Raw genomic sequence first — 24,938 nt, forward strand, 5'->3', positions numbered from 1 at the left:
TTTAAATTAGATTTGTGCAGTTAACACATTTTGTGTCACATACGATTTCCACAAATCGCGTAGTGTTGGTAAGTAGAATTTCTCACCGAGCTCTACTAGCTCTGCATCAATTAAGGTATGGATATGATGCAATAACAAATAATCGAGTTCGATATTTGAGAGCTTTTGGTTTTTTTGCGACCATTGTTTACGTTGTTGCTGCGATTTTTTAACCAATTGATCTGCAAAGTTTTTATTTTTAAATTGAGCAATGGCGCTTAAACGTAATTCCACCACACCCCAACCGCTGAGTAAAAGTTTAAAGATTTCAAAATCTTTATTGGTTGATTCCCATGTCATTTCTTCTAGGTTTTCGTCATCTGGAAGTACAGGTAAAATCAGTTCCATGACACTTGGGAAGATCTTTTTAAAGTTAAGAATAAATTTAACAGGATGTTCACCCGGATAATTCTTAAATTGTACCTGTTTACGAACATCTGTTAAATAAATAGAAAGCATTGAGAGAACCTGTAAGTAAGATGCTGTTTTTCATATAGTTAGCTTTCAAGAGCAACTTATAAAATTACAGCCATAAAAATCAAAAGCTATTTTAGCAATTATCCGCGCTTATTCAATGTTTTTGACTGATCAATCATTTTTTATCGAATCTAAAGCTATTTAATCATTGGAAAACATCATTACTTAAAGCAGAATCTCCTCCTAACCATATGCGATTGTTTTACAGAGAAAAATGCAAGAACCAAAAATAAAACCTATATTCTTTAGTATGGTCGGGGGAGTTATCATTTCTATCTTATTTTTGATGATAACTTTTTGGATTTTTTATACCTATTCTACTTCACCGGCAGCAGCCAAAGATGCTTTATCAACGACAGCAGGCTTTTTTGGTGGAGTAGCTACGCTTTGGGCAGCATGTATAGCAGCCTATTTGTTTCATGATTGGAAAGATCAACATAATAAAAACATACAAAACAACCTTATATTAGATGTTATAACAAATTTTCGTCATGTAGATACATACTGTTCAAAAATCAAATTAGATTTTGAGAATTTTCGATATAGTCAACGAAAGCGTACTATAAATAGTATTTTTTCTAGATCCGATAAATTAGCGCTAGTTTCGATCATTAATGACATCAAATCTCTACGTCTACAACTAGCCAAATTATCAGACTCATACCATAAAATAAAATTTCTTAACAATCCCGATCATTTCACTAGGTCAGGAGATTCGGTTAAATTCGATCAAAAGTTAGATGCATTAATCAATATTATTAATAATTTTTACGATGAAACTTTAACAGTCGATAAATCTTGTCACTTAATCTTTAACAAATTTCTACCCAAAGTACAAAATACTATTCATGAACTAGAGTCAACTTATATCTTAAATCTATATCAGCAGTTAAAAGCACAAAATTAAAGAATGTTAAATCATTTAGATGAAGTCTATTTTCCAACATAAGAAGCCCTCAAAATGAGGGCTTCTTATTGAACTACTTAACGTTTGGCGCAACCATTTCTTCAGGTTTTACCACTGCATCAAATTGCTCTTCAGTCACTAAATTAAGTTCAACCGCAACTTGCTTTAAAGTTTTGCCTTCTTTATAAGCCGTTTTAGCCACTTTGGCTGCATTTTCATAACCAATTACAGGGTTTAATGCAGTCACAAGCATCAGTGAGTTATGCAAGAAATGATCAATTTTGTCACGGTTTGGCTCAATCCCCACTGCACAGTGCTCATTAAAGCTATTACACGCATCACCTAATAACTGAATTGATTGCAATAAGTTAAAAGCAATCACGGGCATAAATACATTCAGCTCAAAGTTACCCGATGCACCTGCCACATTAATGGTGGTGTCATTCCCTAACACTTGCGCTACCACCATGGTCATGGCTTCACTTTGGGTTGGGTTGACTTTACCCGGCATAATACTTGAACCAGGTTCATTCTCAGGAATACGAATTTCACCAAAACCACAACGTGGGCCGCTCGCTAACCAACGAATATCATTGGCAATTTTATTTAAACTTGCCGCAAGGGTTTTTAAAGCACCTGAAGCAAATACCGCAGCATCACGACCGGCTAAAGCTTCAAATTTATTGGGTGCGGTCACAAATGGTAAACCGGTTAAAGTTGCCAATTGTGCTGCAGATTTTACTGCATAATCAGGATGTGCATTTAAACCTGTACCTACTGCAGTGCCACCGAGTGGTAATTCGTACAAGCCTTCTAGTGCTTGGTTTAGGCGTTTTAACCCGTGATCAAGCTGCGATACATAGCCGCTAAATTCTTGACCTAAGGTCAGTGGCGTTGCATCTTGTAAATGGGTACGACCAATTTTAACAATATCATTAAATTCTTGCGCTTTAGCATCTAAGGTATTGCGTAGCGCTGTCACTGCAGGAATCAATAACTCATTAATTTGTAAACTTGCTGCCACATGAATCGCTGTTGGGAACGAGTCATTGGTCGACTGCGCACGGTTCACATGGTCATTAGGATGCACTGGCTTTTGTGAACCCAATGGATTACCTAGTTTTTGGTTGGCAATATTGGCAATCACCTCATTACAGTTCATATTACTTTGCGTGCCCGAACCAGTTTGCCAAACCACAAGCGGGAATTGGCTGTCCCACTGCCCTGCAATCACTTCTTCCGCCGCATCGACAATATAATTTGCCAATTCTTGTGGAATTTGTTGCAAAGCTGCATTGGTTTGTGCCGCTGCTTTTTTGACTAAGCCCATCGCACGGATCATTGGACGAGGTAAACGCTCAGCACCAATTTTAAAGTTTTGCAGACTACGCTGTGTTTGTGCACCCCACATTGCTTCACTCGGTACTTCAACATTACCCATCGTGTCGTGTTCAATACGTGTCGACATGTTTAACCTCTATTTATTGCAATTATTGGCTCTAGCACAATCCACATGCTATGGCTGGAAAGTCTATATTAATCAAAGTCAAACCATTAGTAAATGATAATTATTTGCATTATTGTCCATTCAGGACATTTTGATAGAACAACCATTGATCCTCGATCATTTTATCCACATCATATTGAGCTTCCCACGCCAATACATCTTTTGCCTTAGAAGATTGGCTGGCCAATTGGGTAATTTCTAGCTGATCGGTTGGCACAGCGGCTTGAATCGGAATATTTTTTTGCGTGACAGCTGCCACTTTTGCCATGAGTTGTTGCATGGAAATCACTTCGCCGGCAATATTAAAAGCTTCACAAACGTTCTGCTGTTGGAATAACCATTTTAAACTGGCAATCACGGCGCGACTGGCATCCATCACATGCAAGAAACTACGTTCTACCGTATGATCAGGCGTGTCTGCGTCTTGGCGTAACTCAACAAGATCACGTTGCTCGGCAGCCACTTGTAATACCAATGGTAAAATATTTTTTGGCAACGGTGCTACCATTTCACCTAATACGCCATTGCCAAAGGCACCGGCAATATTACCTAAACGTAAAATGGCAATTTTCCATTCGCTATCAGTGACAAAGGTATCTTCAATAATCTGTTCAATCATTTGTTGCGATCGAACATAGGGATTAGGGTAGTTATATTGAATTGGGGTATCTTCATCTAAGCTTAAACTAGATTGCCCATAAACAGCAAGACTCGATAAATGCACTAAATTGCGAACACCAGTGCGTTGCATAGAACGCAATAAACTCATGATACAACTGACATTATCATTATAATACTCAAGAGGTTTGAGCGCAGATTCATGCAATGATTTAAAACCAGCACAATGTACTACAGCCTCAATTGAATATTGTTCAAAGACTTTGTTTAAAGCAGGTGTATTTCGAATATCGACCTTGACAAACGGCACAAACATGCCCGAACTATATTCAAGGCGTTGTAAGATTTGCATGTTGGCATTGGATAGATTATCCACAATGACCACTTCTTGGCCTTGTGCCATGAGGCTTAATGCAATGTGGGAGCCTATAAAGCCTAAACCACCCGTCACTAAAATCATTGTTTATCTACTCCGTATAATTATCAATAACTTGCATCTAAATGGCGTAGTTTTGGTGTTATTAAGAACTTATCCACAGGCATGAAAACCAAAAAACCGACTCAAAATTTCTCTTGAGCCGGCTAATCTGCAAGAGCATTATAGCTTCATTTTACAGAGTTGAAATATTTGCTTTGTTATTGTTCTGAATAGTAAATGTTGTCGTTTATAATTGAAAATTCATAATTCCTTACAAATACAAGCAAACACTTTCTAACTAGCGGGTGCCAATTGAAACAGAAAGATCTCGTACAAACAGCAATTATTGTTTGCTCCGTATTAATGATTCCTATCTTTAGCTTTGCCTACTACTTATACAGTCAGACTGATCTTAAGCTTTTTGAGGTATTAGATAAATCATTTGGTGTTACCGCAGGCTTATTTGGTGGTGCTGCAACATTAACAGCTGCTTATATTGCCTCTCTTCTATTTAATGATTGGAGACATGCTCATAATATGTCAGTAGATACCCAAATGTGTCTGAAAGGTTTCGACTTTATACAAAATCTCGATATAAAGCTTATGAATATACGTATGTTTATGCTTCGATATTTCCGAAGCGATCCCAAGCTTGATCTCAATAAAGAATTTAGAAAACATGTGCATGAATTAGAGATCATAGCAAATGAAACAGCAATTATATTTTCTAATTTTGGATTCTTTATACCGAAAGATGAGTTTGATAGTAAATTCAAACCTCAATTTGAAGCAATAATAGATGTATTAGAGTTTTATATTAAAACTTGTCATGAGCGGTATAGATTTGATCAAGGCATTGCAAGTGAAGAATATATTGCAACTTACATCCAACTCAATGAGTCTTTACGTGCTAGATATAGAGCTACTTTTTTTGAGCTTCGATCATATTATAAAGCCCTCACTTGAGGGCTTTTCCTATTTTAATCCATGCATCATTCTGAGCTGCACACTCATTATATTTTGCAACTGTATCTATACCCCAGAGCATAAAATCCTTGCCGGTTGTGCCCTGCACCTCTTGAAGTTGCTGACATGGCTGCATCAAGTTAGCTGGCACTTCGACTTTTGATAAGCGAGTTGAGTTCTGACATGCCGTCAGCATCAGCGCATTGATTGAGATAAACAGGCCGATCAACAACTTTATAGACGGTACGTGTACGATATTCGACTTCGGTTTTTCGTTCAGCTTTGGCTTGTTCATAGTCTGCACTCAGTTGATTAAGTTCATTTTGTTTTTCAATGGATGCTTGCAAATTGGCTTGCTCGATTTTTTGAATCTTTGCAGTACAAGTGGCTTCGGCTTTTTTAAGTTTGCCTGCTAAGTGATTCGTGTAAGCAATTTGGCCAATATACAAAGCAACAAGGGCCGCGATTGCGACCCATGTTTTGTATTTCCATAAGACCGTGAGTATTGGTATCACTTGCCACCCCACTTTTTATAAGCAGCTGCCAACTTTTTGTCATACTGATTTTTAGCATAGGCCACACCGTTATAGCCACGTGCAAACTTAGCCCAATCTTTATTTTTAAGATGCTGAATTAAATTGTTTTTCTCAATATAGCGACACATTGCATCAAGCTGCTTGGCTTCGCTTTCATACATTGCATTTACAAAGGCTTGAATCGAATCATATCCAAGCACCTGCCAATGAAAGCCCATGACTTGACCAATACCCCAAGAACATGATTCTAAAGCCACATCACGATTAAGTTTTGCTGCACGTTCAAGTTTTGCATGCTGCTCAGAATATTTGCCATAGTTGCCGGATAATGGATTACAAAGATCAGGATGTTGCTTGGTCCACTCTTTAGACTTAGTGATCCAATTGATTGCTTGTAAGCGACGATGGAAAATATGGCGTTCATACAAGATGACTGGCGTACCATCAGCATTAAAACCACTGCCTTTGCACTCAACTTCAATCACGGCGCGTAAAGCAGTGACTTGAATACCTAGCTTTTGTGCCTGTTGTTCAATTTGTTGTGCTGTTAGTTTTTTGCTCATTTTTTTAATTCATCCTTCGCATCTTTTAATTCACGTACAACATCAAGAATTGTTTTACTTTCACGCTGATGAATAAAGTTAGTAGTCCAACGTACAATTGCCCAACCTGGTAAGCCGGACATAAAGAAAATGCCACCCAATGCCATCACACCAAACGGATCAACCACCCAAGCATGCAGCTCAAAATAAACAATTAAAAACGACCCACCTGTAAAACTAGATACAAGCGTACAAATTAGCCCCACTGCCCACTCAGTTGGGCTTTTTGGCATGCGAATAAGCATGATGACCAATGCGATCAAAGACGCACAAATAACTGCTGCAATCCAAATGCCGTAAACTTTTAAAAACACGGTAGCACCTGCGGTACTGACTACTGGTTCGGCCATACAGCCCCCTATATTTTGGTAATAAAAAACCCTCACTAGGAGGGTGAAATTTTGGTGTTGTTTATTAAAAGTTGAATTCAACCTCGATTAAACTTCAATTTCTGAATGCATACCTGTAATTGGTGCAGGTCTTAAAATCGTTTGATTGGAAATAAAGACACGTTGGCCGAGGTTATACTGTGTACCGCTTGTGCACAATACCGGACCTGTGCCGCCATCAATCTGCACACGATACTCAGGATGATTTTTTGATGTAATTACGCCGATGTATTCAGCGTGCGTTGGATTAAGTAATTTTCTAAGCTCAAACAATGGATTAGTCACGATGAATACGCTCCACTTTGATCGTTTCAGTTGCTTCGCTGTGTGAATAACTTCCCGATACTGAGTCAATCACACCCCACCATTGACCACCAAATGCAATGGTTTTACCGGGTAACATTTCCCCAAGTTCATTGGTGATCGGCAAGCCTGAAAAAGTATGAATCTCTTGCACATTGGCTTGAATGAGCTGCATTTTGCCGTTGCTTTGCGCTGACATCACATCAAACATGGGGCCAACAGTGGTTTCAAATGGAATATCACCTGCGGAATTGCGCTGCTTAATTTTCCAATCATCACCACTTCGGCTATTAACCAAAGTCACAGCGTTATAGTCGGCTAAATATTCAGGATTCTTTTCAATGGTCTGCTCAAGCACGGCGCTTTCACTGATTAAAATATCGTAATCAGCAGCGTTTAATACATCCCAATGGCCCTTTTTATACTTCGGCAAGATCGAAAGCTGATTGCCTGATTTTTGGCTATAAATAAAGCCACCGCCCGACTCAACCACCTGTTTAATCGCATCCATCGGTGCAAGTTCTGTATAACTTAAGCTTTGTGCCGATACAGGCCACCCCACATCATCAATGAGTTGCCAATCTAATTGCGTATTTGCTAAAGCACGGTCAAGCTCGGCTTGTACAAGCTGCACACTAGTTCGGTCATTGTCTTGGATAAATGAGCGTTTAGCGGCGTAATCACTTGAATTTAAAGCGGTGACGCTGCGACCACTATAAGTATAAGTGCGATCTGCAAACTTAATTGTTTCTCGATCTGTCTCAAGCAATACATGATGCTCAAAGCTATTGATCATTAATTTTAAAATCACAGGTTGATTGTCAGTCGGTTGTAGTTTGGCTTTTTCAGTATGTGCCACAGTGATCGAATGTGACCAGCACCATGTGTCACGGCTGCAACTGTACGAACCACCTAAGACAATAATCTTCTCGCCTGTATCGAGACGCTCTGCGTGTAAATGATTCAAAACGTACCACCATTGTTTTTTCGCTAATGCAGGGATGCAATCCTCTGCACCAAAATTTAAGACCAAATTAAGGCTATCTGTTGCACATAAACAGGTAAAATTTAAATCTGTGCCACCGACGTACTTTGGTTTTTCGGGCGTTGGCCAAGGTTTAATCTTATGCTTGCGATAGTGAATCGCTTTGGTTTGATCCCAATTGATTTGAGTCTTGGTGATAACCTCAAGACCTAAATCATAAGCAAAGCTAAAGCAATGGGTTAGCTGCTCAGCAACTTCATGCGCATAGCTTAATGTTTTGCGTCTGCGCAACATTTCTTGCCAAGCAGTCTGTCGTTGATGTATGAGCCTTAAACCCTCATCATGTACATAACACTGATGAATAAAGCGCGTTTCGGGCGTTTGCCAATCTAAATATATAGAGCTACTTAAACCTATACTTTGCTCATGAATGGCTTGCACAGCACGGCTTAGCGTCAACCCATTTTCAAAATCAATAGCAACTTGTTGGCTTAAGCTTAAACTTGGATCATAAAAAAGAGCCTCATTTGAGGCTCTTAAGATCGGCTTAGACCATGGTAGATTAATCTCACTTAAACATGCTTTTGCTTTTTGATAGCAATGACTTAATCCAAGCGACACACCCACCAAATGATTAATGTCATTGGTTGCAGTAATGTTTGATAAAAAACTTAAATCAAAGCGTGCACGCAATACACCACGATTATCAACTTGCTCATAATTCGTGCCACTAATCTGCGTCAAAAATCCCGTTTTGATAGATGTATGCAACTGCCCCCAATTGACTTTGCTTTGTGTATTGGTGCCAGATATTGTTGCTTTAAAAGCTGTGCTGATTGGTGCTTTTAATACGTTAGGCTTTACACCTAATTCACCAAAATTTAAGACTAAATTGTGACTATCAATAGGGCTGAGGGGTGTATCAAAATTTAGATTGACGCTGTGCGCCTCAGGTGGTGTGTAAGACATAAACCACCTTTTTTATTAAAGCGGATTGAGAATAATGCTCTCGAGTTTTTGACTAGAACCCAACGCAATATTAGTGTTATTTAAAGTGATATGTGTACCAATCAAACCCACATCAAAATCAGCAAATGGCTCATGATTACCATTGTATAAACGCGCAAATGTCACCACACCTGCTTGTGTAGCTAAGGCTGAATTGGTTTCGTGCAACTCAATACCATCACTTAAAACTTGCTTTAAGCACGGCTTAGGTAAAGTGAGTGTACAGAGTGCATTTGCGGAATCTGCAACCACATCAATCGAGGTAGGCTTATTGCCTGAGTAATACATAAAATAAGCAGCACTACTTCCCGAATCTAAAAAAGCAGCATATGCTTGTAGCGCTAAAACTTGTGCTGCTTGAGATGGAATAATGATCATTTTGGCACCACATTATCTGAAATCACGGCGTTATATTCTTGTTGTGGATCAAATGCCACAATAAAAGTTTTTAAGTCAGTATTTAAACCAAGAAATTGATAATCACCGTTTTGATCTGAGCGCGTCACCGCAAGCGGCTGTAAATTCACTTTATTGTATAGTGTCACTAATGCACCATTGTAACGCTCACCTAATTTTGATGTAGTGCCCTTGATTTTAGCTAACACTAGATTTGGTTTGCTTATATCTTGAATAAGACTTCCTGATTTTTTAGCTTCATAAGAGCAAATCATTCTAATTCCCCCAAGTAAAATGCAAAACAACCTTTTCGGCCAGCAGAACCAGTCAACACTGAATCAAGAACAGCCATACTAAAATCAGCATTCTGCGGTGTGGTTTTATTACTTACAATTGACTTGCCACTATAACAAATATGCTTGAGTGTTCCGCGCAAAAAACCAAGTTCATCATAGAACGGGATTTGTAGTGCAGAAAAACCACTGTTTTGCGGAAATTTGTTTGAAAATCCGCTTTGGTAGTCAGGTAGAATTGGTTTAGCTAAAATGTGATTATTTATTTTTTCAGCAGGTGTATATCGTGTTGTAAAAAAATCACAATGATTGGCGCTAAGGCTAAATGGCAAGCTTCCATTAAATGGTGAGTTGGCAGATAAGTCAAAGCTCTGATTAGCACTAAATTGATGTAATGTGGTTGCTAAGAACCAATTTGGCACAACACTATTGTTAATGCTTGATTTAAACAACCCTAAACCATAGATGATTTTCCGATCATAACCATTTGTGTCTGCAGTAAGTGAGTTAAGGAAATAGAAAGCATCCTGATCACCAATAATTGTAAAGTAGCGAGCTCCATTTAGTGGTGTGGCTGCATTTTCTTTTAATGCGAAAGAGTCGCCATTTCTCGCATAATACCAGTGACTCCAACCACGTACCACGGCGGTTCCCGTGCCTGTAATTTTCCAATTTTTCGCAGGGTCGCTTGGATCAAACGGCAACTGTAGTACATTAGGATTGGCATAATCATCAATATGCGTCATGTGCTCAAGCAGGCCAACCATGGCATACTTAGCATAAGTATCACTATAGTTGCCATTTAAACCACTAATGGTTTCATCTACACGAATAAACGGATGTTGTGCGGTTGGATTTTTAGCGCGATACACACGTTTTACATCGTTGACATCACGAAAAATGATCTCATAACCCAATGATGCAAGTTTTGCTGCACCATTATTTAAGATTGGTGTGTCCGGTAATACGTTTGCAGGCTTTAAAATTAGCTGCGTGTTATTGGGTACACCTTTAATACGGTACTTTTGATTGAGTGATTCAGGTAAAAAACCTGTAAGCTCCACCACTTGAAACAGCAGTGCCTTATGATCAGCATTAAAAGTAAGATGAACATCGCCCTGATCATCAATGGATGCTGTTGAAATGCTTGGTAATGATAGGCCATTCACCAAGGCTGCATCTAAAAGGCGAATCAAATCCCCCCAATTGTTACCCAAATTCAAGCCATTTAGATGGCTAAAAAACTGTACCTTTACATCCGTTATCATGCGAATTACTCATAAAAAAGACCGCATACGGCGGTCATATTCATTAAACAACGCGGTCAATGTCGCCACGTAACATAATCTGAAAGCTGTCGGAAATCTCTGTCGGTTCACTTGGCTTCACAGTGCGAATCACCCAGATTGGATACATTGCTGCAATCGTATTAAAGCGCAGAATATTGCCGTTGCTCCAACCTGCACCCCATCCCTCTTTTTTAATCACAAAATACGGCACACCTGTGACTGGATTAATCGGTGCAAAATCCTCAAGGGTGGTGCCCGTAGCAATCTCACCTGAATATTCACCTACGCATTTAAATGTCTGCGCACCTGTAAACTGCAAATACCAACGTTCTTGGATTGAACCTTTATTAGTGACTTCAAAAGGATATAAAGCATCGTTATAGTTAGCACTAATCAACGCGCCTGTTGGTGCATCTTCCCACTGATTTGTCCAAGACTGCTGTGTAAATTTGCGTGTATAGCGTGCTTGCATATCATTGATGACCAGTGCTGAACCAACAATGGTATTTTCTGCATCATAATTATGCGTCAAAGGCTTGGTAAAAGTGACTTGGCCATTAATCTGTACGTCACGAATCAAACCCATATCTTGATAGCGATACTTGACCACCAAAGGCTCCGCTAAGTTAGCCAACACAAAGTCACCACCAAGAGTCACTCGGCCATAGTCATAATCCACGCTATACAAGTCATAATCGACTTTCATACCATTGGCATCTTCAAGCTCACACCATGCAATCCGTTGGTCATCAAGCGAATGTGTAGTCCCTGCAATCGCACTCTCTAAGGTTTTAGATTTAGAAGCGCTCACAATACCAATACTGCCGATTCGGAAAATCGGCACTCGACCATCGATTGGTAAACGCGTCGCAGATAAGCCTAGTAAATCAGAATCAATCGGTAAATAAGTATAAGCAACGGCGTTATAGCGCACGGTCGATGCATCTACCCACACAGGCACATTGATATAAGTCAATCCATTTTCTTGATACTTCAGCAATGGATCGTACCAATCATTCGCTTCTAACTCAGTCTGGTTATCTGGTGTCACTTGGGTTTTCAAGTAAAAGTAAATTGTGACCAAGCCATTATCCCAATTCACCTGACCATGCGCATGGCTTGTTTCAATCACCCCATTTTCATTGGCGCTCAGTGTAAGTTGCCCATGGTCTAATGTTGCCACACTGACTGTTAAAGACTGTGGGCGAATCGGGATAATTGGCGTTCTAAAACTGACTTTGTTGATCGGTAGTAAGTCAGTGGTCGTGGTGAGTGATTCAAGAATAATGCTGTTGTCTGCACCCGGTGTCCAACTGTCTAATTCAACTACGCCTGTGCCGTATTGGATAATGCCTGACTGAATGCCGCTGTTATTTGTTGGATTAACATCACGATAGAGTGTGCCTGAGCGATCCAAATACGTGTCATCCCCAACTTTAAAGCGTGCTGAGCCCGCAATAATCTGTTCATCATAGCCTGATGATAGGTCTACTTTGAGTTGATTAGCAACAACCGTATGTGTGGCTGAATTAGCGCCTGATGTATCTCGATAGGTTACTGCAATATCAGCTGCACGAAATGCTTTAAGTTCAACACGTTCATTCAAAACACTCGAATACTGTGGAGAATAAAACGACATAGATTTTCCTCTTATGCTGCAACCATTGCACTGCTAATCGTAAAGGTAGGTTTCAACCGGTAGCCTGTGCCGATTGGTGTGACTTCAACCAAGCCTGTGCTGTAATTAATTGTGCCTTGCACCTGCTCATACTCATTTACAAGATGACCGAGCGTAGAACTTACAGGTACATCTTTGAGTGTGACCACGCCATTGAGTAATCCATCCGCACTCACGACAGGAATATCTAAAGCCATACTATTGGGCTGAATGCTTGCCCCTGTGCCGATGGTAAAAGTGATTTTTTGGCTACTATCAGGTGTCACAGCAGGCTTGCTTTGGTGCAATGATTCTCCGTAGTTGTAAACCACAGAAAATACTGTACCTTTTTGTGGCAATTTATTGGGAGTGATCTTACCCACGCCTGATGCATAGTTAATTTCACCTGTGGCATCACCTGTAAATTTCCCCTGTGCATTGGATGTGGCAGTTTTGGAGACTCCCTCAAGCAACCATTGAATGGTTACACTGGGTAAAATTCCCTCTCGCCCTAAATCAAACTCAAAAGCGGCTTGCTTCACATTTAAGTTGGAGCGCACAAAGGTGATAATTGGTGTACCCCAAGCCAATAAAATTGAGCTATCTATATCAGCGAGTGCACCTGTGGTCAGCAACCATGAGCCTGTTTCATAATTGATCGTGCCTGAACCAAACGATGGGCTTAAACCTTTGATCTGCCCCGATCCATCATCTTTTAACTCATAAAATTTACCTTGGCTCATGTATGAGATCGACAGCGTACCTGGTGCAGGAATTGGCACCAACATGCCTGTCCAATTAGATGCTTGGTTGTTCTGCGTCACCAAAATCGCATCAGTTTGGCTGTATTGATTTTGCGTTGCGGCAGGTTTGAGCGTGATATTAAGCGTGGCTGTACCTGTAGGTGCGCTTGATAACCACTGAATCAGGCCACGTTGATAGTCAATCGTGCCAATTTGCATACCTTGACTGTTTTTCAAAACGCCTGCCTGGTCAATGATCTGTTGGCTTTGCAAGGTAAACGATACGCTAGATGGCATCACGGCGATGCCAAGGTAGAGGTTTTGATTCACACTAACATTGATGTCGCTGTAATTCAGTGTAATGGCATCCTCATGCCCTGCCACCAAGACTGTATTTTCACCTGCTGCATTGACATCAAGAATAGGAGTTTCAGCCTGAGTTGATGGAATTAGCTGCGCAAAGATATCATCAACATTTACAGTGTGTTCGCCCACTTGTGCGGCTGATGCCAAAGGCACAGATGAATAATATTGTCCTGTATCCGCAACTAAGGTATCACGAATGATTGTTGTTGATTTTTCACCACCATACCATTGCTTTGCAGACAACCCCACAAAATCACGCTCTAATGCATCATTAAGCGTATAAGTTGCAATCTTATATTGCACTTCTTTACCATCCACTATCATGATTGCAATACGTGTTTCAACCTTGGTGATACGAAGATATTGCTCAAACTCTAAAGCCCGACCCTCATTTGAGATCAATACAATGGTGTCCCCTACACTAGACTCCACCTCATTCTGAAACATGGCGACTTGTAGCAAAGACATGCCTTGCCAATGCGTATCAAGTGGTGTACCTGCAATCTGCCCACCTTTGGCTAAATAGTTTTCAACTCGGTTTTGCGCAGCTTGGCGTTCATCAGTAAAGCTTTCGGTGCTAAATAAGAGCGCAGAAACATTGGGGTCTTTGGGTAATTGAGAGACAAAAACCGTGGCACCCATCAGCGTGTCTGTGTCTTCGGTAGCAACCGCAGAATAGACTTTGCGCATGGATACATCGCCTGTTGTGCGATCAAGCTCAGACACATCATTAAATAGATTATTCGACAATCCATCCCGCACCACTTGACCATTATACTTACCGCCACCATCCGCGTTATCAGTGTCACGTTCAGCGTGGTAAATAACCAAATCTTTTGTTTCAATTGGCATGTTTGCTCCAAAAACGCAGCGTTAAATTTAAAAAATCATCGAGTGATACAGGTGGAATGCCTTTGATGTACGATGTTTCAATCGGTGCTGATGTGTGGTTAAACACGACAGTAAATGTGCGTTTATCGTGTGGTAGATCAAATTGCAGCTCAAATTCTTCAGCTAATGTGGCCCATTCACATAGCACACGCACGGCGCTGAGTTTTGCCCACCCCATACCTGTATCAGCAGGCACTAAAGTGATTGGACGAGCGCCCAATTTTTTACCCTCTTGAATATGTGGCGTGCCATCAATGGCATACTTCACGGTCTGCTGTTTAGACTGCCAATCAAATTCATCAGACCACAAGAAACCGTCTTCTAATGAGACGGTTTCTTGTGTTGATTTGCGAATTAACTTCATGTTGTTTTACTCAGTTTGCCTAATGTGCCCAAAAGCTCGGTTAATACATCGCGATCACCTGCATTGGCTTGCACATCCACAGAACGACCATTGGCTTCAATACGAATGGTGGTTTTAGGCTCGGTATTTCCTATTGCACCTGTTGATACAGTTTGATTACCAGCATACTGCGCATAACGTGCAATCTGTTGATCTACATAATCGACGTTAGACATGCCGCCACCGCCCCCACTAAACGCCCAACTATTAGAGCCACTGACGTTTTTATAACGTGAACCGTTGGCAGAGATAGAGCTTTGATAAATCTCTTTGGCAAGCTGCTTGGCACGCTTTTCGTCATAGTTTTGAGCTTTAAGTTGCTCAACAATTGCTGACTCATCGTAAGCCATTTTTGAACGTGAACCCGTTGGTGTAGCATGCATAGCGCCTGACATCGCATTCAACATATCACTCCATGCTTGTGTAGATGATTTAGCTTCTTCACGCATCACTTTGCCAGCATCACGCGCATGACCCTGTAAACCACCAAACGAACGACCAACACGATTTACCGCCTTTTCAACCTCATTCATGGATGTGACTGAGGTTTTGCCTGTTTCATCTACTTGAACCTTAAGACCAAGTGAGGCGGCTCTAGAGTTTGCAGCAGCTATACTTTGTGCATCACCAGATGCATAAGCGAGTTGAATCGTTTTTTCGTACGCTTGTTGCAATTGTTCTTGGGTGGCTTGACCACTGGCACGTACAGTTTCAAAGTCTACTAAGGCAATTTGTGCAGCAAGTCGAAGCTGTTCTTTAGTTTTAATGCCAAGGCGTTCAAACGCTTGTTCAACAGGATCAAGGTCAGCGGGCAATTGTTGAATAATGCTTCTAACCGACTGCATGCCTGCTTCAACCATTTCAGCTGAAAGCTTGCCTGTTTGTCCAAATTCTTGCAGCTTATCAATCGCAACATTGAGCTTTTCTTCAGTGTCAGCAGTTTCTAACCACTTCGACCAAGCTTCATATACAACCTCACCAACACGCTGCCCCTTGATGCCCAGAGCATTTAGGCCATTTACAAAGGTATCAAGTTGCTTTGTGCTTTGGGCAAACTTTTCAGTGATACCATTGGTGAGTTCATATAAATCCAACTCAAGCGCCGTGGCAGCTTTACGTGCTTGTGTGGCCTGGTTGTTCACATCAGCAAGTGCATCCGCAGCACTTTCCCAAACCTCTACAGCAACTTTGCCTGCACTGTCTAGTGTGACGATATACCCTTTGGTCAGCAGATCCGCTTGCACCACACCATCCATCACACCTTTATTGGCAGCAATGGCAGCCTCGGCATACGCTTGCACGGCGGCAAGTTTGTCTTGTTCAAGTTTTTTAACCGCTGCAGCTTCAGTGGCTTTTTCTTGAATTAATGCTTCGTAATTAGCTTTTGCGCTTTCCAGACTTTCAGCTTGTTTTTGTTCTTGGGTTTTAGCTATATTTTGGTACGCAGCAACACCACGCGATTCAAACTCAAGCGCGCCTTTCTGGGCTCTATTGTAGTATTCCTCGGCCTTGGCTTGCATTTGTGCCATGTTTGCCAAAGCTGCGTCTTTTACATCACCCCATGTAAAGGTAGATGCAAGATTCACAAAGGCTGATGATGCAGAATAAAATGCTCCAACAAGTAGATTTACACCAATTTCAATTGCTGAAAATCCATCACTTAAAAAACCAAGTGCAATATTGAGTGTTTCAATAAATTTAGTGAAGCCATTGCTTTTCGCGCTTGCTTCATCCACACCATTGCCAAAAAACAGAACACTACTCAATGCTGTATTCAGCACATCCACAGTTGCGCTAAATGTTGCACCTACAATTGAGCCTAAGTTCTTAAGCGCACCATAGGCAGTAGATAAAGCGGTTTTAAGTGCTTCAATCGTTGCAACATCAACCTTTTTAAGCTGATCCCCAACCCAGACAAAGCCCTCGCCAATATCTTTGAGCAGTGTTTCCACCACATGCATATTGTCAGCAAGTGTGACGAGCCACTGTGCCACCGTTGCTGATGCACCATTAGCTTGGTCCATCTCACCAATGAGTATTTGCCACTGTGTTACGATCCGTTGTAGAGCATTGTCGATGGTGGTCGGGAATTTATTATAAAGTTCTTGGACTGATTCAGCTTGGCTACTTAAAGCTTTAACGACACGCTCAGACGATAACTCACCATTTTCAGCCATCTTACGCAGTTCGCCAGTGGTGACACCTAAACCACGCGCTAAAGCATCAGCAAGACCAATACCGCCCTCCATGATTGAGTTAAATTCTTCACCACGCAGTACACCGCCTTGCATGGCTTGGATGAACTGCGTAACAGCTGCATCGGCAGCTTCAGCAGAACCACCACCCACTTGAATGGCCTGTGTGATGGTTTGAGTGAGTTTTAAGGCTTGCTCTTGTGAGTAACCAACTTCTTTACCCACGGCGTTCATACGTGTAAATAGTGCTGCTGTGGCATCTAAGGTGCTATTTGTTGCCAGTGCTACACGATGCACACCTGCCATGGCAGATTCAAAGTCACCACCTTTTTGTGTGGCAATTACAATCTGAGCGCTTAAATTAGTATATGAGTCGGCAGCTTTAACAAGCTCACCCACACCCAAACCCACACCGATTGAAGCCAATACACCTGCAAGCGCCGTGTAGCCTGTTTTTAAGCCATTAATACCGCCAAGCGCCTGATCTGCTGCACTACGTGTTTCTTTTAGCTCATTATTGGTTTCGCTAACGCTTTGCTCAAGCACACTAACATGATTGGCCGTAACCTTGGCTTGGTTGCCAAATTCAGATGATGATTTTGCTGCTTTATTAGATTCAGTGGAAAAAGAAACCGTGCCAGCTTTAATTGAGCTTAAAGCTTGCTTTGCTGCACTTTCAGACTGTTTAATATTGGCGATAAAGGTCTTGCTGTCAGCTTCTAGCACCAATTTGAACTTTAAATCTTTGCCCGCCATATTCTTTTTCCTAATAAAAAACCCACCAAATTGGTGGGTTGCATTGAATGTCTTAAGAATTATTCACTAATGCTTGTTAGTTTGCCGTTTGTAAAGTGCAGATAGCGTGTACTGCGACTATCTCGGTATACCCACTGCTCAAACACATTATTTGTGGTAGTGGTTTTGTTGGTTTTAGTTGGATAACCCCATGTTGATTGCTCAACCTCGCGCATCGTCATACCAATCTTTGGTTTTAAGCGCTTTGCCTCTTGTGTCTCGTAGTTGGCTTTGGCTTGTTCACTGCGTACTTGTTGTGCTTTTGATTGCTCAACCTGTTGCCTTAATTCTTTGCTACCTGGGCATGGCTTGGATTGAAAAGTTTTTGAACCATTGATATTACATTCATAGATGGCTGCCTGTGCCGACCCACCCACCAACAACATAGCTAAAATTAGGGATTTCATTATTCATAACCCTCTATTAATTTTCAATCATATTAACAAATGGAAATTCAATAAGAAATTTATTCATTTAATAAAAAAGCCACCAATTGGTGGCACTAGATTTAATTTAAATAAACCTTATGACAATGATTCATCAAAAAGACATGGCTGAATCTGACGATCTACGTCAGCAATCGCTGTCTGCAAAGTATCTCGCTGCTTTTTCCAAACCGCTAAACCTTTACCACATACACTCGCCATCTGTTTTTCACAGTCAAACTTAGCACTCAGTGCTTCACGCTTTTGAATCAAACTAAAATAATCAGTTTGCAGTAAGGTGCGTGCCTCAAAGAATGCTTTCACCAAGGCTTTCTTAAACTCTCGTACCTTTGGGCTATTTCGCATATAAGTAAGAAGTAATGTAGCTTGCTGCTCATTAAGTGCTGCATATTCAGTATGTCGACCACGTGAAGATTGGCGATGTTGTGAATTCGCCATTTCAAATGCGGAATTTGCCATTTCAAATGTGACCAAGCCAAACTCAGCAAAGTCCGATTTGTAACTTCTAACTAATTGGATCACCGACTTATGTTGCACCCCCAAACCTAAAGCAATTGGCAGTGTTGTTGTTTTTGGTACACCTTGCTCAACATTGACGATTTTTAAAATTTCAGCTTTTGCATTCATGATTAACTCCTTGAGTTGTGATAAATCTGCTTATCGAATGCAGTTGGAATAATAAGCAGGCAATAAAAAAGCACCCAAATGGGTGCTTTGCTTGTATCAAATAAGTTTAATTACACATAATTAACCACATTTAGATGACCATAGGCCATCCATGATTTGTGGTGTGAAAATCGCATCCTTAGCATCGGACTCAATAATCACTGTTTTATCCTCAGGGAAGTAAACGTAACGAGAGAAACCAGTGTATCCCCCCATTCTATTTTTTGCGTTTACCTCACCACAATTACCTTGTTGATTTCTAAATTTTGCTGAATCAGGATCAATCAACCCCTCTTTAACTTTTTGTGCAGCAACTTCAATTTGCGCTTTTTGTTTGGCTTGTGTGGCCTCTTGTTTGGCTTGATTTTCCTTTATTCGAGCAAGTTCATTTTGAGCTTTTTGCTCAGCAGCATCTTTTTTGGCTTGAATAGCTTCCGCTTTCTCTTGCTCCAACTTTTGCTGATGCGCAATCTCCTGCTGCTTTAAATACTCAGCATCTTGCTTATTGCTTTGGTTCATCCAATAAAAAGCACCACCAATGAGTAGTACAGCAATAATAATTAAATACTTCACCCTCAACGCTCCCAAGAAATTCTAAAAATATGACCATTGGCCACACTAATCGTATATTTCAGATTGTTGATTGAATAACTGTAGTCCGTAGCAAAGAATAAATAACCTTTATTATTTCGAGCCTTATATTCATAACTTGAGCTTGGGCGCCCAAGTTTAGAAATCATCGAACTTTGCGAATCACCAATTGAAATCACATCCGTAGACGTTCGAACCGATGTGGTTTCGGTTGCTGCTATAACTGGTGTGCTTATAAGTAAAGCCAAAGCTAGTAAAATTGAGTATTTCATGATGACCCCCTGTTAATTTTTAACCATATTAACAGTGAGATAGAAAATAAAAAACCTGACTTCTGATGATTGGTTTACATTTTCCAGATATAGGTACAAATAATGATGGTTAGTAAAATTGCTATAAATCGCCATGCTTGCATTTTTTGTAACTCCATTAAATATTTATCTCATAGCCAAATATCTACTGTCATTTTCAACAACCTGTTTAAGTTTTGATTGCAATAATTACTCTGGTAATTTCCAAAACAGAATTGGCACGGCGAACAATATTAGGAATGCAAAGGTCGTCTGCCATAAACCATATTTTTCCATCACTGCATCCCTAGTTTAAATTTCACCACTTGAATAAAAAGAGTTACCAGCATAATAAATACTGAAATAAACGCTAAGTGCCAAAAAATCTTTACAAAATTGTCAGGTTTTAGGTTTCTTGCTTCCATAATTGCTCCTAGAAACTTGAATGAAAATTTGCTATCTTTATCGGACATGAATATTTTTCTGATCCTTTTGTTAGGTTTGGAAACAAAAAACCCCAAGATTGCCGTCTTGGGGTTTTTCTTTAGGTGTTAAAAAAGCACCCTAGGGTGCTCTTTAATTATGTGCTCTTAAATCATTTACAAAGGTTTTTATAGCTTTAGCATCACCATGGTGTGCCAATCTCGACACATTTAAACAGCTTACCAACTCACTACGGTAGGCTTTATTTGCTGCTTTTAGGTACGCTAAAAATGCACCGTACGACAGCTTTAAAATCTCTGAATGTGTATGGCCACGACGAATCAAAGCTTGAAATGAATCAAACCAAGTGGTGTCTTGTGGATCTGCATTCTTTTTCTTGGATGTCTTTTCTTTAAAGTAGGCCTGATTAACAGTTAAAAGATGGCGCATTAAGCGAATAAACTCAGGCTGATCTTTGGCAAGCTTAATGAGTTCATCTTGATTTAAATGCGTCACCAAGGCACACATCGCAATTACATAAGGCCCATGCTCTAAAAATAACTGCTCTAAAACCGCATCTGAATAATCTTTATCTTTTAAGAATTCTTTAATCGGTTGTGCCACAATCAGCCAATCTTCTAATTTTTCGACTGTAATTTGTCGAATTTCTAAGGCTTTTATGCCAAATAAATCAACATAGATTGAACAACTAAGGGCAAGGAAAAAATCATTCATGGTGGGGTCTCGATGTAAATTTTAGGCATTAAAAAAGCACCCGGAGGTGCTTTTTTTATTAAATCCTGCTAATAGCGCTTTTATAATGAGGAAACTTTTTTTCTCATCTCCCCTAATGCATCTTCATAGTTTTTATTAATTCTTTGTCTTAATTTAATTTGATCGCTTAGATCATGACGATCTGCATCGAATAGATCTAAACCAAAATCCGATCTAAAACCTTTGTAAATTATTCCAATCAATTCTGAAATACTGTCAAAATAGTCCAAGAGATTAACTGCTAATTTTTCTTGATCGAGAAATAATTGTTTTAACTTTTCTGCTGCATCTCTGCTAAGTATTTCTCTTGATTCTGTATTTTTCAAATATTCTAATTTAGCTTCCGCTTCAGCTTTATCATTATAGTATTTAGCCCCTCCCTTTTCAAACCACTCTACTTTTTGATCAATAGCTTTGATTCTTTGAACAAGTTCATTTAACTCCCTTTCCTTATTAAGGATTGGAGTTTTTTCAGTTAAAATAAAATTAATTAAATACCTAAAATGAGCACTTAAATCAGCGACTTTAATTGATATATCCATATCACTTATTAGCTCTAATTTTTTTAACTTTTTTGTTTGTTCACGGTGAAACTCATTAAACTCATCAAGCGAGGGTGCTGTTGCAATAGCTCCCAACATTGCTTCAAATTCAACTATAGAATCAACAGCATCTAAATAGATTTCTTTTCTAAGATTGAATTTTCTCTCACGATCCTTATCAAGTAAATCAAAATTGATTTTTTTGTCACTATTCTTTGAATTGTAATAGTTCGTGATAACTACACCACTCAAAGCTCCCAATATACCCAGCAAGCTAGTGATTAACGTTGAATTTGATTGAATAAATGCAGATATACCACTCATTCTTAACCTTGGTGTTTTTAATGACCTTTAATATATATCGTCAATAGCATCAAAAAGCCACCCGAAAGTGGCACTGTTATTCAATCAAATAAGCAAGGCTGAATCTGCCGATCCACATTGGCTATTGCTGTTTGCAAAGTGTCTCGCTGTTTCTTCCAATCAGACAGTCCTTTACCGCATGCGCTAGCAATATCTTTCTCGCATTCTAATTTTGCGTTAAGTGCTTCACGCTGCTGGATCAGGGAAAAATAATCTGTTTGTAGTAACGTTCGAGCTTCAAAGAAGGCTTTAACCAGGGCTTTTTTGAAGTTAATAACCTTAGGACTGTTGCGCATTAACGTCATTAAAAAATATGATTGCTGCTCACTTAATACCGCATATCGAGTGTGACGACCCTGGTTTGAATTTCGGATTTCAAATCCAGAATTCACCAAGCCACCATAATCATAAGAACTTTCAAATTTTACTCGCCCAAATTCTTGAATGTCTTGCAGGTATGTTCGGACAATCTTGATCACACTGGCATGCTGAATACCTAGACCTAGTGCTATTTGCAAAGTGGTAGTGGTTGGCTCACCTTTTTGAACCTCAACCAATTTAATTACTGGATTAAATTTAGCATTCATAAATAACTCCTTTTGAGTGGTTTGAGCCTGGATGCAGAATGCAAATACAAACAAACAGGCATTAAAAAAGCCGACTTGTTAGGCCGGCTTCGCTTTAAAAATATAGATTTCTGTCAATAGATTGGTAAATGACTTTGAGTTGTAAAAACTAGTTAATACAATTCGAAACCATCTAAAAACAGGCACAAAAAAAGACGCAATGCGCCGTGATTCTTTGTGCCTATATTGTTTAACGTGTTGCTTTGAAGCGTTCTACGATACCAAATGGGCCTAATGTTGGGTCTTGACCTTTGAGCGCATCAGCCAAGCATTCAAACTCTAGGTTAAAGCTACCGAAATCTTCATTGATTAATGCAAATTCAGTCTCAGGCGAGAACTGTACACGCCATAAGTCCACCGAGATATGATCACCTGATACCGTATCAATACCTTTAAACTTTAAGGCATATTCATTACCAAGCTGCGTGGCAATCGATGTGCGTTCCACTTGACCTGTGGTTGCTGACCAAGTCACTGCACCGCTTGGCGCTGTATTAAAAATCACGGTACCAAAGATTGGATCAAGCTGATAGGTAGATTTATCAATCGGCGTATCACCACTCTTAAAGACCACGTCACTTAAATTGCGATGGCCTAAATCCACAATTGCACCGGTTGTGACCGTACCAAGCGAAATATCAGCGACAGTACCCGCTTCAACAATTGAAGTGACACCGCTAAACACAATGTCACGGTTTTGCTTCAGCAGTTCTTCTACTGTCATATTGCCACTTACACCTACAGCTTTGCGTAACACAAAATCTTTGGCACGCGTACCATCTTTAGATGTGTAGTGATCTGTGGTTTCAGAAGTGATCGATAATGCTGTTTCAGGCGTATCCCCCATGGGTAAAAGTGCACCTGCCACACCGCCTACGATTTTTGCTGCAAACCATTCACCTTGCAGTGAGATTAAATCAGGTTTAGACATCAATTTTTACCTCTTTGGTTGTCTTTGGTTTGGTTTGCTCAACCGCTTCAATCACCCCATCGGTGAGCAATTGATTAATTTGAGCAGCTGGTAAGGTGCCAATCATTTGGCCTTTTTTCCAACGCCCAACGTCTTTTAATGCTTTGTATTGTTGATTCATTATTTTTTCCCAATGAATAATGGAATTTCAAACATAAATGGCAGATAACAAAAACTGCTCTTTCCACCTGCACGTACAGGACTATTTACACGCTTAAAGCGCCGTGCTCCGACCAACTTAGGATCAAAACCTTGCATCGTGCTCAATAAGGTTTCAATGTAAGGCTGTGCTTTTGTTCTAATTGCATTGGTTTGTTGTAGTTGTGATGAGGCATCACGTATGCACAAAACAATCAACCATTGCTGATGAACAACCGAATTACGCCCTTGTACTGCATCATCACCGATACGATCATCGAAATAGATCACGTTTAAAGAAACTTCATCATTACTATTCTCTAGCATTTCTTCAATGCTAAATGGCGTATAGATGGGTAGCTCACCAAACTTGGCTTTGAGGACATCCACAAGAATAGGCTCAAGCCCAAAATACTGCTGAATCATACTCATATGACAAATATCCCCGACCCCAAATATGGCTGTCCTTGATCAGCTACAGGCACACTTGGAAACACTAATTTTGCTCGACCTGCACCCAAGTCTTTTAAGTAACTCAAGGCTTCCTTATAGCGATTTTCAACTTCTTCGGTGGGCTTATCTTTGTACATCAGATAACGTGCCACATCGCATACACAGGTCTTTAAAACGTCAGGTGTGCTTGGTAGTGGTAAGTCATAGCGCACACCCAAATAGCTATCCACCTTATTCGATGCAGACTGTGCAGCCGTTTGTGATGCTTTAGCCTTGTCTTCAGCACTTTCACTTTTTGTGATATTGAATTCAAGACGATCAATTTCAATCTGACCAAATGACTCAATCAGATCCTCTCGCGTGATATAACTCATCGTTAATCCTTTACAACAACATAGGTCACACCTTGGCGTAATTGACCCGTATCTATCAGTGGTTTACTGCTGCCTTTTCGCTTAATGGTTTTTGGATTGAGTGGTGCGAACTTACCATTCACCATGTACTGCTGAATGTCTGCTTGCGCTTCCATCCCAATCAATTGCCACATGGATTCAATTTCCATGCTTCCCTCAAGAATTGAGACAACACTATTGGCAATATAGCCACGATACTTACTTTGGTTTTCTTCAATTACCGGTGTAATTGGGTCACGCTTCGGAATGTGCTCAGTACCATAGACATGAATAGCCGCCAAATCAGCCATGGTGATGCTTCGCTTACCACCACCACCGCCAATATGAGTTTTACTTCCAAGCCAACCCACCTCAACATGACCACCCACCTTCTCCGCATTACGAATAAAGCGATCTAGCTGATCATCATCACCTGTAAGTGTGGTTGTTAATGAGGTTTTAATCATGTTTGTGGCCTAAG

The 24,938-nt window shown here is 40.2% G+C and carries 30 protein-coding genes; 2 read left to right on the forward strand and 28 right to left on the reverse strand.

Annotated elements, in window-relative coordinates; all coding sequences use genetic code 11:
• Positions 1–6 precede the first annotated feature (6 nt).
• Positions 7–498: a hypothetical protein gene (locus tag CYK47_RS00120; protein ID WP_122897710.1), complete on the reverse strand. Its 492-nt coding sequence runs from the start codon at positions 496–498 to the stop codon at positions 7–9.
• Positions 499–730: 232 nt separating this feature from the next.
• Between CYK47_RS00120 and CYK47_RS00125 the strand changes: the two genes are divergently transcribed.
• Positions 731–1,423, forward strand: coding sequence for a hypothetical protein (locus CYK47_RS00125; protein WP_122897712.1), 693 nt, complete (start codon positions 731–733; stop codon positions 1,421–1,423).
• A 73-nt stretch (positions 1,424–1,496) separates the two neighbouring features.
• On the opposite strand, the gene fumC is transcribed toward CYK47_RS00125, so the two are convergent.
• Both fumC and CYK47_RS00135 read right to left on the reverse strand, forming a co-directional pair.
• Positions 1,497–2,891: a class II fumarate hydratase gene (gene fumC, locus CYK47_RS00130; RefSeq protein ID WP_122897714.1), complete on the reverse strand. Its 1,395-nt coding sequence runs from the start codon at positions 2,889–2,891 to the stop codon at positions 1,497–1,499.
• A 109-nt stretch (positions 2,892–3,000) separates the two neighbouring features.
• Entirely contained in the window at positions 3,001–4,008 is a 1,008-nt protein-coding gene (locus CYK47_RS00135) for an NAD-dependent epimerase/dehydratase family protein (RefSeq protein ID WP_122897716.1), read from the reverse strand.
• Positions 4,009–4,278: 270 nt separating this feature from the next.
• Here CYK47_RS00135 and CYK47_RS00140 point away from each other — a divergent pair, with 270 nt between their 5' ends.
• Positions 4,279–4,932, forward strand: a complete 654-nt coding sequence (locus CYK47_RS00140) for a hypothetical protein (protein WP_164709118.1) — start codon at positions 4,279–4,281, stop codon at positions 4,930–4,932.
• Here CYK47_RS00140 and lysC read toward each other — a convergent pair.
• From lysC to CYK47_RS00255, 25 genes are all read right to left on the reverse strand, one after another.
• Positions 4,925–5,128 carry an Rz1-like lysis system protein LysC gene (gene lysC, locus CYK47_RS15880; protein ID WP_502697041.1) on the reverse strand — a complete coding sequence of 68 codons (204 nt, stop codon included), beginning with the start codon at positions 5,126–5,128 and terminating at the stop codon, positions 4,925–4,927. The genes CYK47_RS00140 and lysC overlap by 8 nt on opposite strands.
• Positions 5,073–5,444, reverse strand: a complete 372-nt coding sequence (locus CYK47_RS00145; protein ID WP_122898132.1) for a hypothetical protein — start codon at positions 5,442–5,444, stop codon at positions 5,073–5,075. The genes lysC and CYK47_RS00145 overlap by 56 nt, the downstream gene beginning before the upstream one ends.
• Positions 5,444–6,031 carry an N-acetylmuramidase family protein gene (locus tag CYK47_RS00150; RefSeq protein ID WP_122897719.1) on the reverse strand — a complete coding sequence of 196 codons (588 nt, stop codon included), beginning with the start codon at positions 6,029–6,031 and terminating at the stop codon, positions 5,444–5,446. The genes CYK47_RS00145 and CYK47_RS00150 overlap by 1 nt, the downstream gene beginning before the upstream one ends.
• Positions 6,028–6,420, reverse strand: coding sequence for a hypothetical protein (locus tag CYK47_RS00155; RefSeq protein WP_122897721.1), 393 nt, complete (start codon positions 6,418–6,420; stop codon positions 6,028–6,030). Before CYK47_RS00155 ends, CYK47_RS00150 begins: the two co-directional genes overlap by 4 nt.
• Positions 6,421–6,507: 87 nt before the next feature.
• On the reverse strand, positions 6,508–6,744 hold the full coding sequence (locus tag CYK47_RS00160; RefSeq protein WP_122897723.1) for a hypothetical protein: 237 nt from the start codon (positions 6,742–6,744) through the stop codon (positions 6,508–6,510).
• Positions 6,737–8,716 carry a hypothetical protein gene (locus tag CYK47_RS00165; protein ID WP_122897725.1) on the reverse strand — a complete coding sequence of 660 codons (1,980 nt, stop codon included), beginning with the start codon at positions 8,714–8,716 and terminating at the stop codon, positions 6,737–6,739. The genes CYK47_RS00160 and CYK47_RS00165 overlap by 8 nt, the downstream gene beginning before the upstream one ends.
• A gap of 15 nt (positions 8,717–8,731) precedes the next feature.
• Positions 8,732–9,133 (reverse strand): hypothetical protein, encoded by a 402-nt coding sequence (locus tag CYK47_RS00170; protein WP_122897727.1) that lies wholly within the window; start codon positions 9,131–9,133, stop codon positions 8,732–8,734.
• Complete coding sequence (locus CYK47_RS00175) at positions 9,130–9,426, reverse strand: hypothetical protein (RefSeq protein ID WP_122897729.1); 297 nt, start codon at positions 9,424–9,426, stop codon at positions 9,130–9,132. The genes CYK47_RS00170 and CYK47_RS00175 overlap by 4 nt, the downstream gene beginning before the upstream one ends.
• Positions 9,423–10,712, reverse strand: a complete 1,290-nt coding sequence (locus tag CYK47_RS00180) for a hypothetical protein (protein ID WP_122897731.1) — start codon at positions 10,710–10,712, stop codon at positions 9,423–9,425. Before CYK47_RS00180 ends, CYK47_RS00175 begins: the two co-directional genes overlap by 4 nt.
• A gap of 43 nt (positions 10,713–10,755) precedes the next feature.
• Positions 10,756–12,372 carry a hypothetical protein gene (locus CYK47_RS00185; RefSeq protein WP_122897733.1) on the reverse strand — a complete coding sequence of 539 codons (1,617 nt, stop codon included), beginning with the start codon at positions 12,370–12,372 and terminating at the stop codon, positions 10,756–10,758.
• A gap of 11 nt (positions 12,373–12,383) precedes the next feature.
• Complete coding sequence (locus CYK47_RS00190; RefSeq protein WP_122897735.1) at positions 12,384–14,351, reverse strand: hypothetical protein; 1,968 nt, start codon at positions 14,349–14,351, stop codon at positions 12,384–12,386.
• The gene (locus tag CYK47_RS00195) at positions 14,341–14,754 is read right to left on the reverse strand and encodes a hypothetical protein (RefSeq protein ID WP_122897737.1); all 414 of its coding nucleotides are present in this window, start codon (positions 14,752–14,754) and stop codon (positions 14,341–14,343) included. The genes CYK47_RS00190 and CYK47_RS00195 overlap by 11 nt, the downstream gene beginning before the upstream one ends.
• The gene (locus CYK47_RS00200) at positions 14,751–17,744 is read right to left on the reverse strand and encodes a tape measure protein (RefSeq protein WP_122897739.1); all 2,994 of its coding nucleotides are present in this window, start codon (positions 17,742–17,744) and stop codon (positions 14,751–14,753) included. The genes CYK47_RS00195 and CYK47_RS00200 overlap by 4 nt, the downstream gene beginning before the upstream one ends.
• Positions 17,745–17,803: 59 nt before the next feature.
• The gene (locus tag CYK47_RS00205) at positions 17,804–18,190 is read right to left on the reverse strand and encodes a DUF4124 domain-containing protein (protein ID WP_122897741.1); all 387 of its coding nucleotides are present in this window, start codon (positions 18,188–18,190) and stop codon (positions 17,804–17,806) included.
• Between the two features lie 117 nt (positions 18,191–18,307).
• Positions 18,308–18,856, reverse strand: coding sequence for a Rha family transcriptional regulator (locus tag CYK47_RS00210; protein WP_122897743.1), 549 nt, complete (start codon positions 18,854–18,856; stop codon positions 18,308–18,310).
• A 120-nt stretch (positions 18,857–18,976) separates the two neighbouring features.
• Positions 18,977–19,468 (reverse strand): hypothetical protein, encoded by a 492-nt coding sequence (locus tag CYK47_RS00215; protein WP_122897745.1) that lies wholly within the window; start codon positions 19,466–19,468, stop codon positions 18,977–18,979.
• 2 nt (positions 19,469–19,470) lie between these two features.
• Entirely contained in the window at positions 19,471–19,758 is a 288-nt protein-coding gene (locus CYK47_RS00220) for a hypothetical protein (protein ID WP_122897747.1), read from the reverse strand.
• 594 nt (positions 19,759–20,352) lie between these two features.
• Positions 20,353–20,934 carry a hypothetical protein gene (locus CYK47_RS00225; RefSeq protein WP_122897749.1) on the reverse strand — a complete coding sequence of 194 codons (582 nt, stop codon included), beginning with the start codon at positions 20,932–20,934 and terminating at the stop codon, positions 20,353–20,355.
• Between the two features lie 80 nt (positions 20,935–21,014).
• Complete coding sequence (locus CYK47_RS00230; RefSeq protein ID WP_122897751.1) at positions 21,015–21,839, reverse strand: hypothetical protein; 825 nt, start codon at positions 21,837–21,839, stop codon at positions 21,015–21,017.
• A gap of 80 nt (positions 21,840–21,919) precedes the next feature.
• Positions 21,920–22,465, reverse strand: a complete 546-nt coding sequence (locus CYK47_RS00235) for a Rha family transcriptional regulator (protein WP_122897753.1) — start codon at positions 22,463–22,465, stop codon at positions 21,920–21,922.
• A gap of 229 nt (positions 22,466–22,694) precedes the next feature.
• Positions 22,695–23,435 (reverse strand): phage tail tube protein, encoded by a 741-nt coding sequence (locus tag CYK47_RS00240; RefSeq protein ID WP_122897755.1) that lies wholly within the window; start codon positions 23,433–23,435, stop codon positions 22,695–22,697.
• Positions 23,428–23,595, reverse strand: coding sequence for a hypothetical protein (locus tag CYK47_RS15400; protein ID WP_164709119.1), 168 nt, complete (start codon positions 23,593–23,595; stop codon positions 23,428–23,430). The genes CYK47_RS00240 and CYK47_RS15400 overlap by 8 nt, the downstream gene beginning before the upstream one ends.
• Positions 23,595–24,044 (reverse strand): phage tail terminator protein, encoded by a 450-nt coding sequence (locus CYK47_RS00245; RefSeq protein ID WP_122897757.1) that lies wholly within the window; start codon positions 24,042–24,044, stop codon positions 23,595–23,597. Before CYK47_RS00245 ends, CYK47_RS15400 begins: the two co-directional genes overlap by 1 nt.
• Positions 24,041–24,439 (reverse strand): gp436 family protein, encoded by a 399-nt coding sequence (locus tag CYK47_RS00250; protein WP_122897759.1) that lies wholly within the window; start codon positions 24,437–24,439, stop codon positions 24,041–24,043. Before CYK47_RS00250 ends, CYK47_RS00245 begins: the two co-directional genes overlap by 4 nt.
• A gap of 2 nt (positions 24,440–24,441) precedes the next feature.
• Complete coding sequence (locus CYK47_RS00255) at positions 24,442–24,924, reverse strand: hypothetical protein (protein WP_122897761.1); 483 nt, start codon at positions 24,922–24,924, stop codon at positions 24,442–24,444.
• Between the last annotated feature and the right edge of the window lie 14 nt (positions 24,925–24,938).

The sequence above is a fragment of the Acinetobacter sp. B51(2017) genome (assembly GCF_003711395.1).
Lineage (GTDB): Bacteria > Pseudomonadota > Gammaproteobacteria > Pseudomonadales > Moraxellaceae > Acinetobacter.

Coding starts and splice junctions, on each gene's coding strand:
- CYK47_RS00230 (WP_122897751.1), bottom strand. CDS start 21,839: ATGAGTGGTATATCTGCATTTATTCAATCAAATTCAACGTTAATCACT.
- CYK47_RS00195 (WP_122897737.1), bottom strand. CDS start 14,754: ATGAAGTTAATTCGCAAATCAACACAAGAAACCGTCTCATTAGAAGAC.
- CYK47_RS00240 (WP_122897755.1), bottom strand. CDS start 23,435: ATGTCTAAACCTGATTTAATCTCACTGCAAGGTGAATGGTTTGCAGCA.
- CYK47_RS00220 (WP_122897747.1), bottom strand. CDS start 19,758: ATGAAATACTCAATTTTACTAGCTTTGGCTTTACTTATAAGCACACCA.
- CYK47_RS00155 (WP_122897721.1), bottom strand. CDS start 6,420: ATGGCCGAACCAGTAGTCAGTACCGCAGGTGCTACCGTGTTTTTAAAA.
- CYK47_RS00245 (WP_122897757.1), bottom strand. CDS start 24,044: ATGAGTATGATTCAGCAGTATTTTGGGCTTGAGCCTATTCTTGTGGAT.
- CYK47_RS00205 (WP_122897741.1), bottom strand. CDS start 18,190: ATGAAATCCCTAATTTTAGCTATGTTGTTGGTGGGTGGGTCGGCACAG.
- CYK47_RS00210 (WP_122897743.1), bottom strand. CDS start 18,856: ATGAATGCAAAAGCTGAAATTTTAAAAATCGTCAATGTTGAGCAAGGT.
- CYK47_RS00255 (WP_122897761.1), bottom strand. CDS start 24,924: ATGATTAAAACCTCATTAACAACCACACTTACAGGTGATGATGATCAG.
- CYK47_RS00180 (WP_122897731.1), bottom strand. CDS start 10,712: ATGATAACGGATGTAAAGGTACAGTTTTTTAGCCATCTAAATGGCTTG.
- CYK47_RS00225 (WP_122897749.1), bottom strand. CDS start 20,934: ATGAATGATTTTTTCCTTGCCCTTAGTTGTTCAATCTATGTTGATTTA.
- CYK47_RS00175 (WP_122897729.1), bottom strand. CDS start 9,426: ATGATTTGCTCTTATGAAGCTAAAAAATCAGGAAGTCTTATTCAAGAT.
- CYK47_RS00190 (WP_122897735.1), bottom strand. CDS start 14,351: ATGCCAATTGAAACAAAAGATTTGGTTATTTACCACGCTGAACGTGAC.
- CYK47_RS00185 (WP_122897733.1), bottom strand. CDS start 12,372: ATGTCGTTTTATTCTCCACAGTATTCGAGTGTTTTGAATGAACGTGTT.
- CYK47_RS00150 (WP_122897719.1), bottom strand. CDS start 6,031: ATGAGCAAAAAACTAACAGCACAACAAATTGAACAACAGGCACAAAAG.
- CYK47_RS15400 (WP_164709119.1), bottom strand. CDS start 23,595: ATGAATCAACAATACAAAGCATTAAAAGACGTTGGGCGTTGGAAAAAA.
- CYK47_RS00200 (WP_122897739.1), bottom strand. CDS start 17,744: ATGGCGGGCAAAGATTTAAAGTTCAAATTGGTGCTAGAAGCTGACAGC.
- CYK47_RS00135 (WP_122897716.1), bottom strand. CDS start 4,008: ATGATTTTAGTGACGGGTGGTTTAGGCTTTATAGGCTCCCACATTGCA.
- CYK47_RS00250 (WP_122897759.1), bottom strand. CDS start 24,439: ATGAGTTATATCACGCGAGAGGATCTGATTGAGTCATTTGGTCAGATT.
- lysC (WP_502697041.1), bottom strand. CDS start 5,128: ATGCTGACGGCATGTCAGAACTCAACTCGCTTATCAAAAGTCGAAGTG.
- CYK47_RS00235 (WP_122897753.1), bottom strand. CDS start 22,465: ATGAATGCTAAATTTAATCCAGTAATTAAATTGGTTGAGGTTCAAAAA.
- CYK47_RS00165 (WP_122897725.1), bottom strand. CDS start 8,716: ATGTCTTACACACCACCTGAGGCGCACAGCGTCAATCTAAATTTTGAT.
- fumC (WP_122897714.1), bottom strand. CDS start 2,891: ATGTCGACACGTATTGAACACGACACGATGGGTAATGTTGAAGTACCG.
- CYK47_RS00120 (WP_122897710.1), bottom strand. CDS start 498: ATGCTTTCTATTTATTTAACAGATGTTCGTAAACAGGTACAATTTAAG.
- CYK47_RS00125 (WP_122897712.1), top strand. CDS start 731: ATGCAAGAACCAAAAATAAAACCTATATTCTTTAGTATGGTCGGGGGA.
- CYK47_RS00170 (WP_122897727.1), bottom strand. CDS start 9,133: ATGATCATTATTCCATCTCAAGCAGCACAAGTTTTAGCGCTACAAGCA.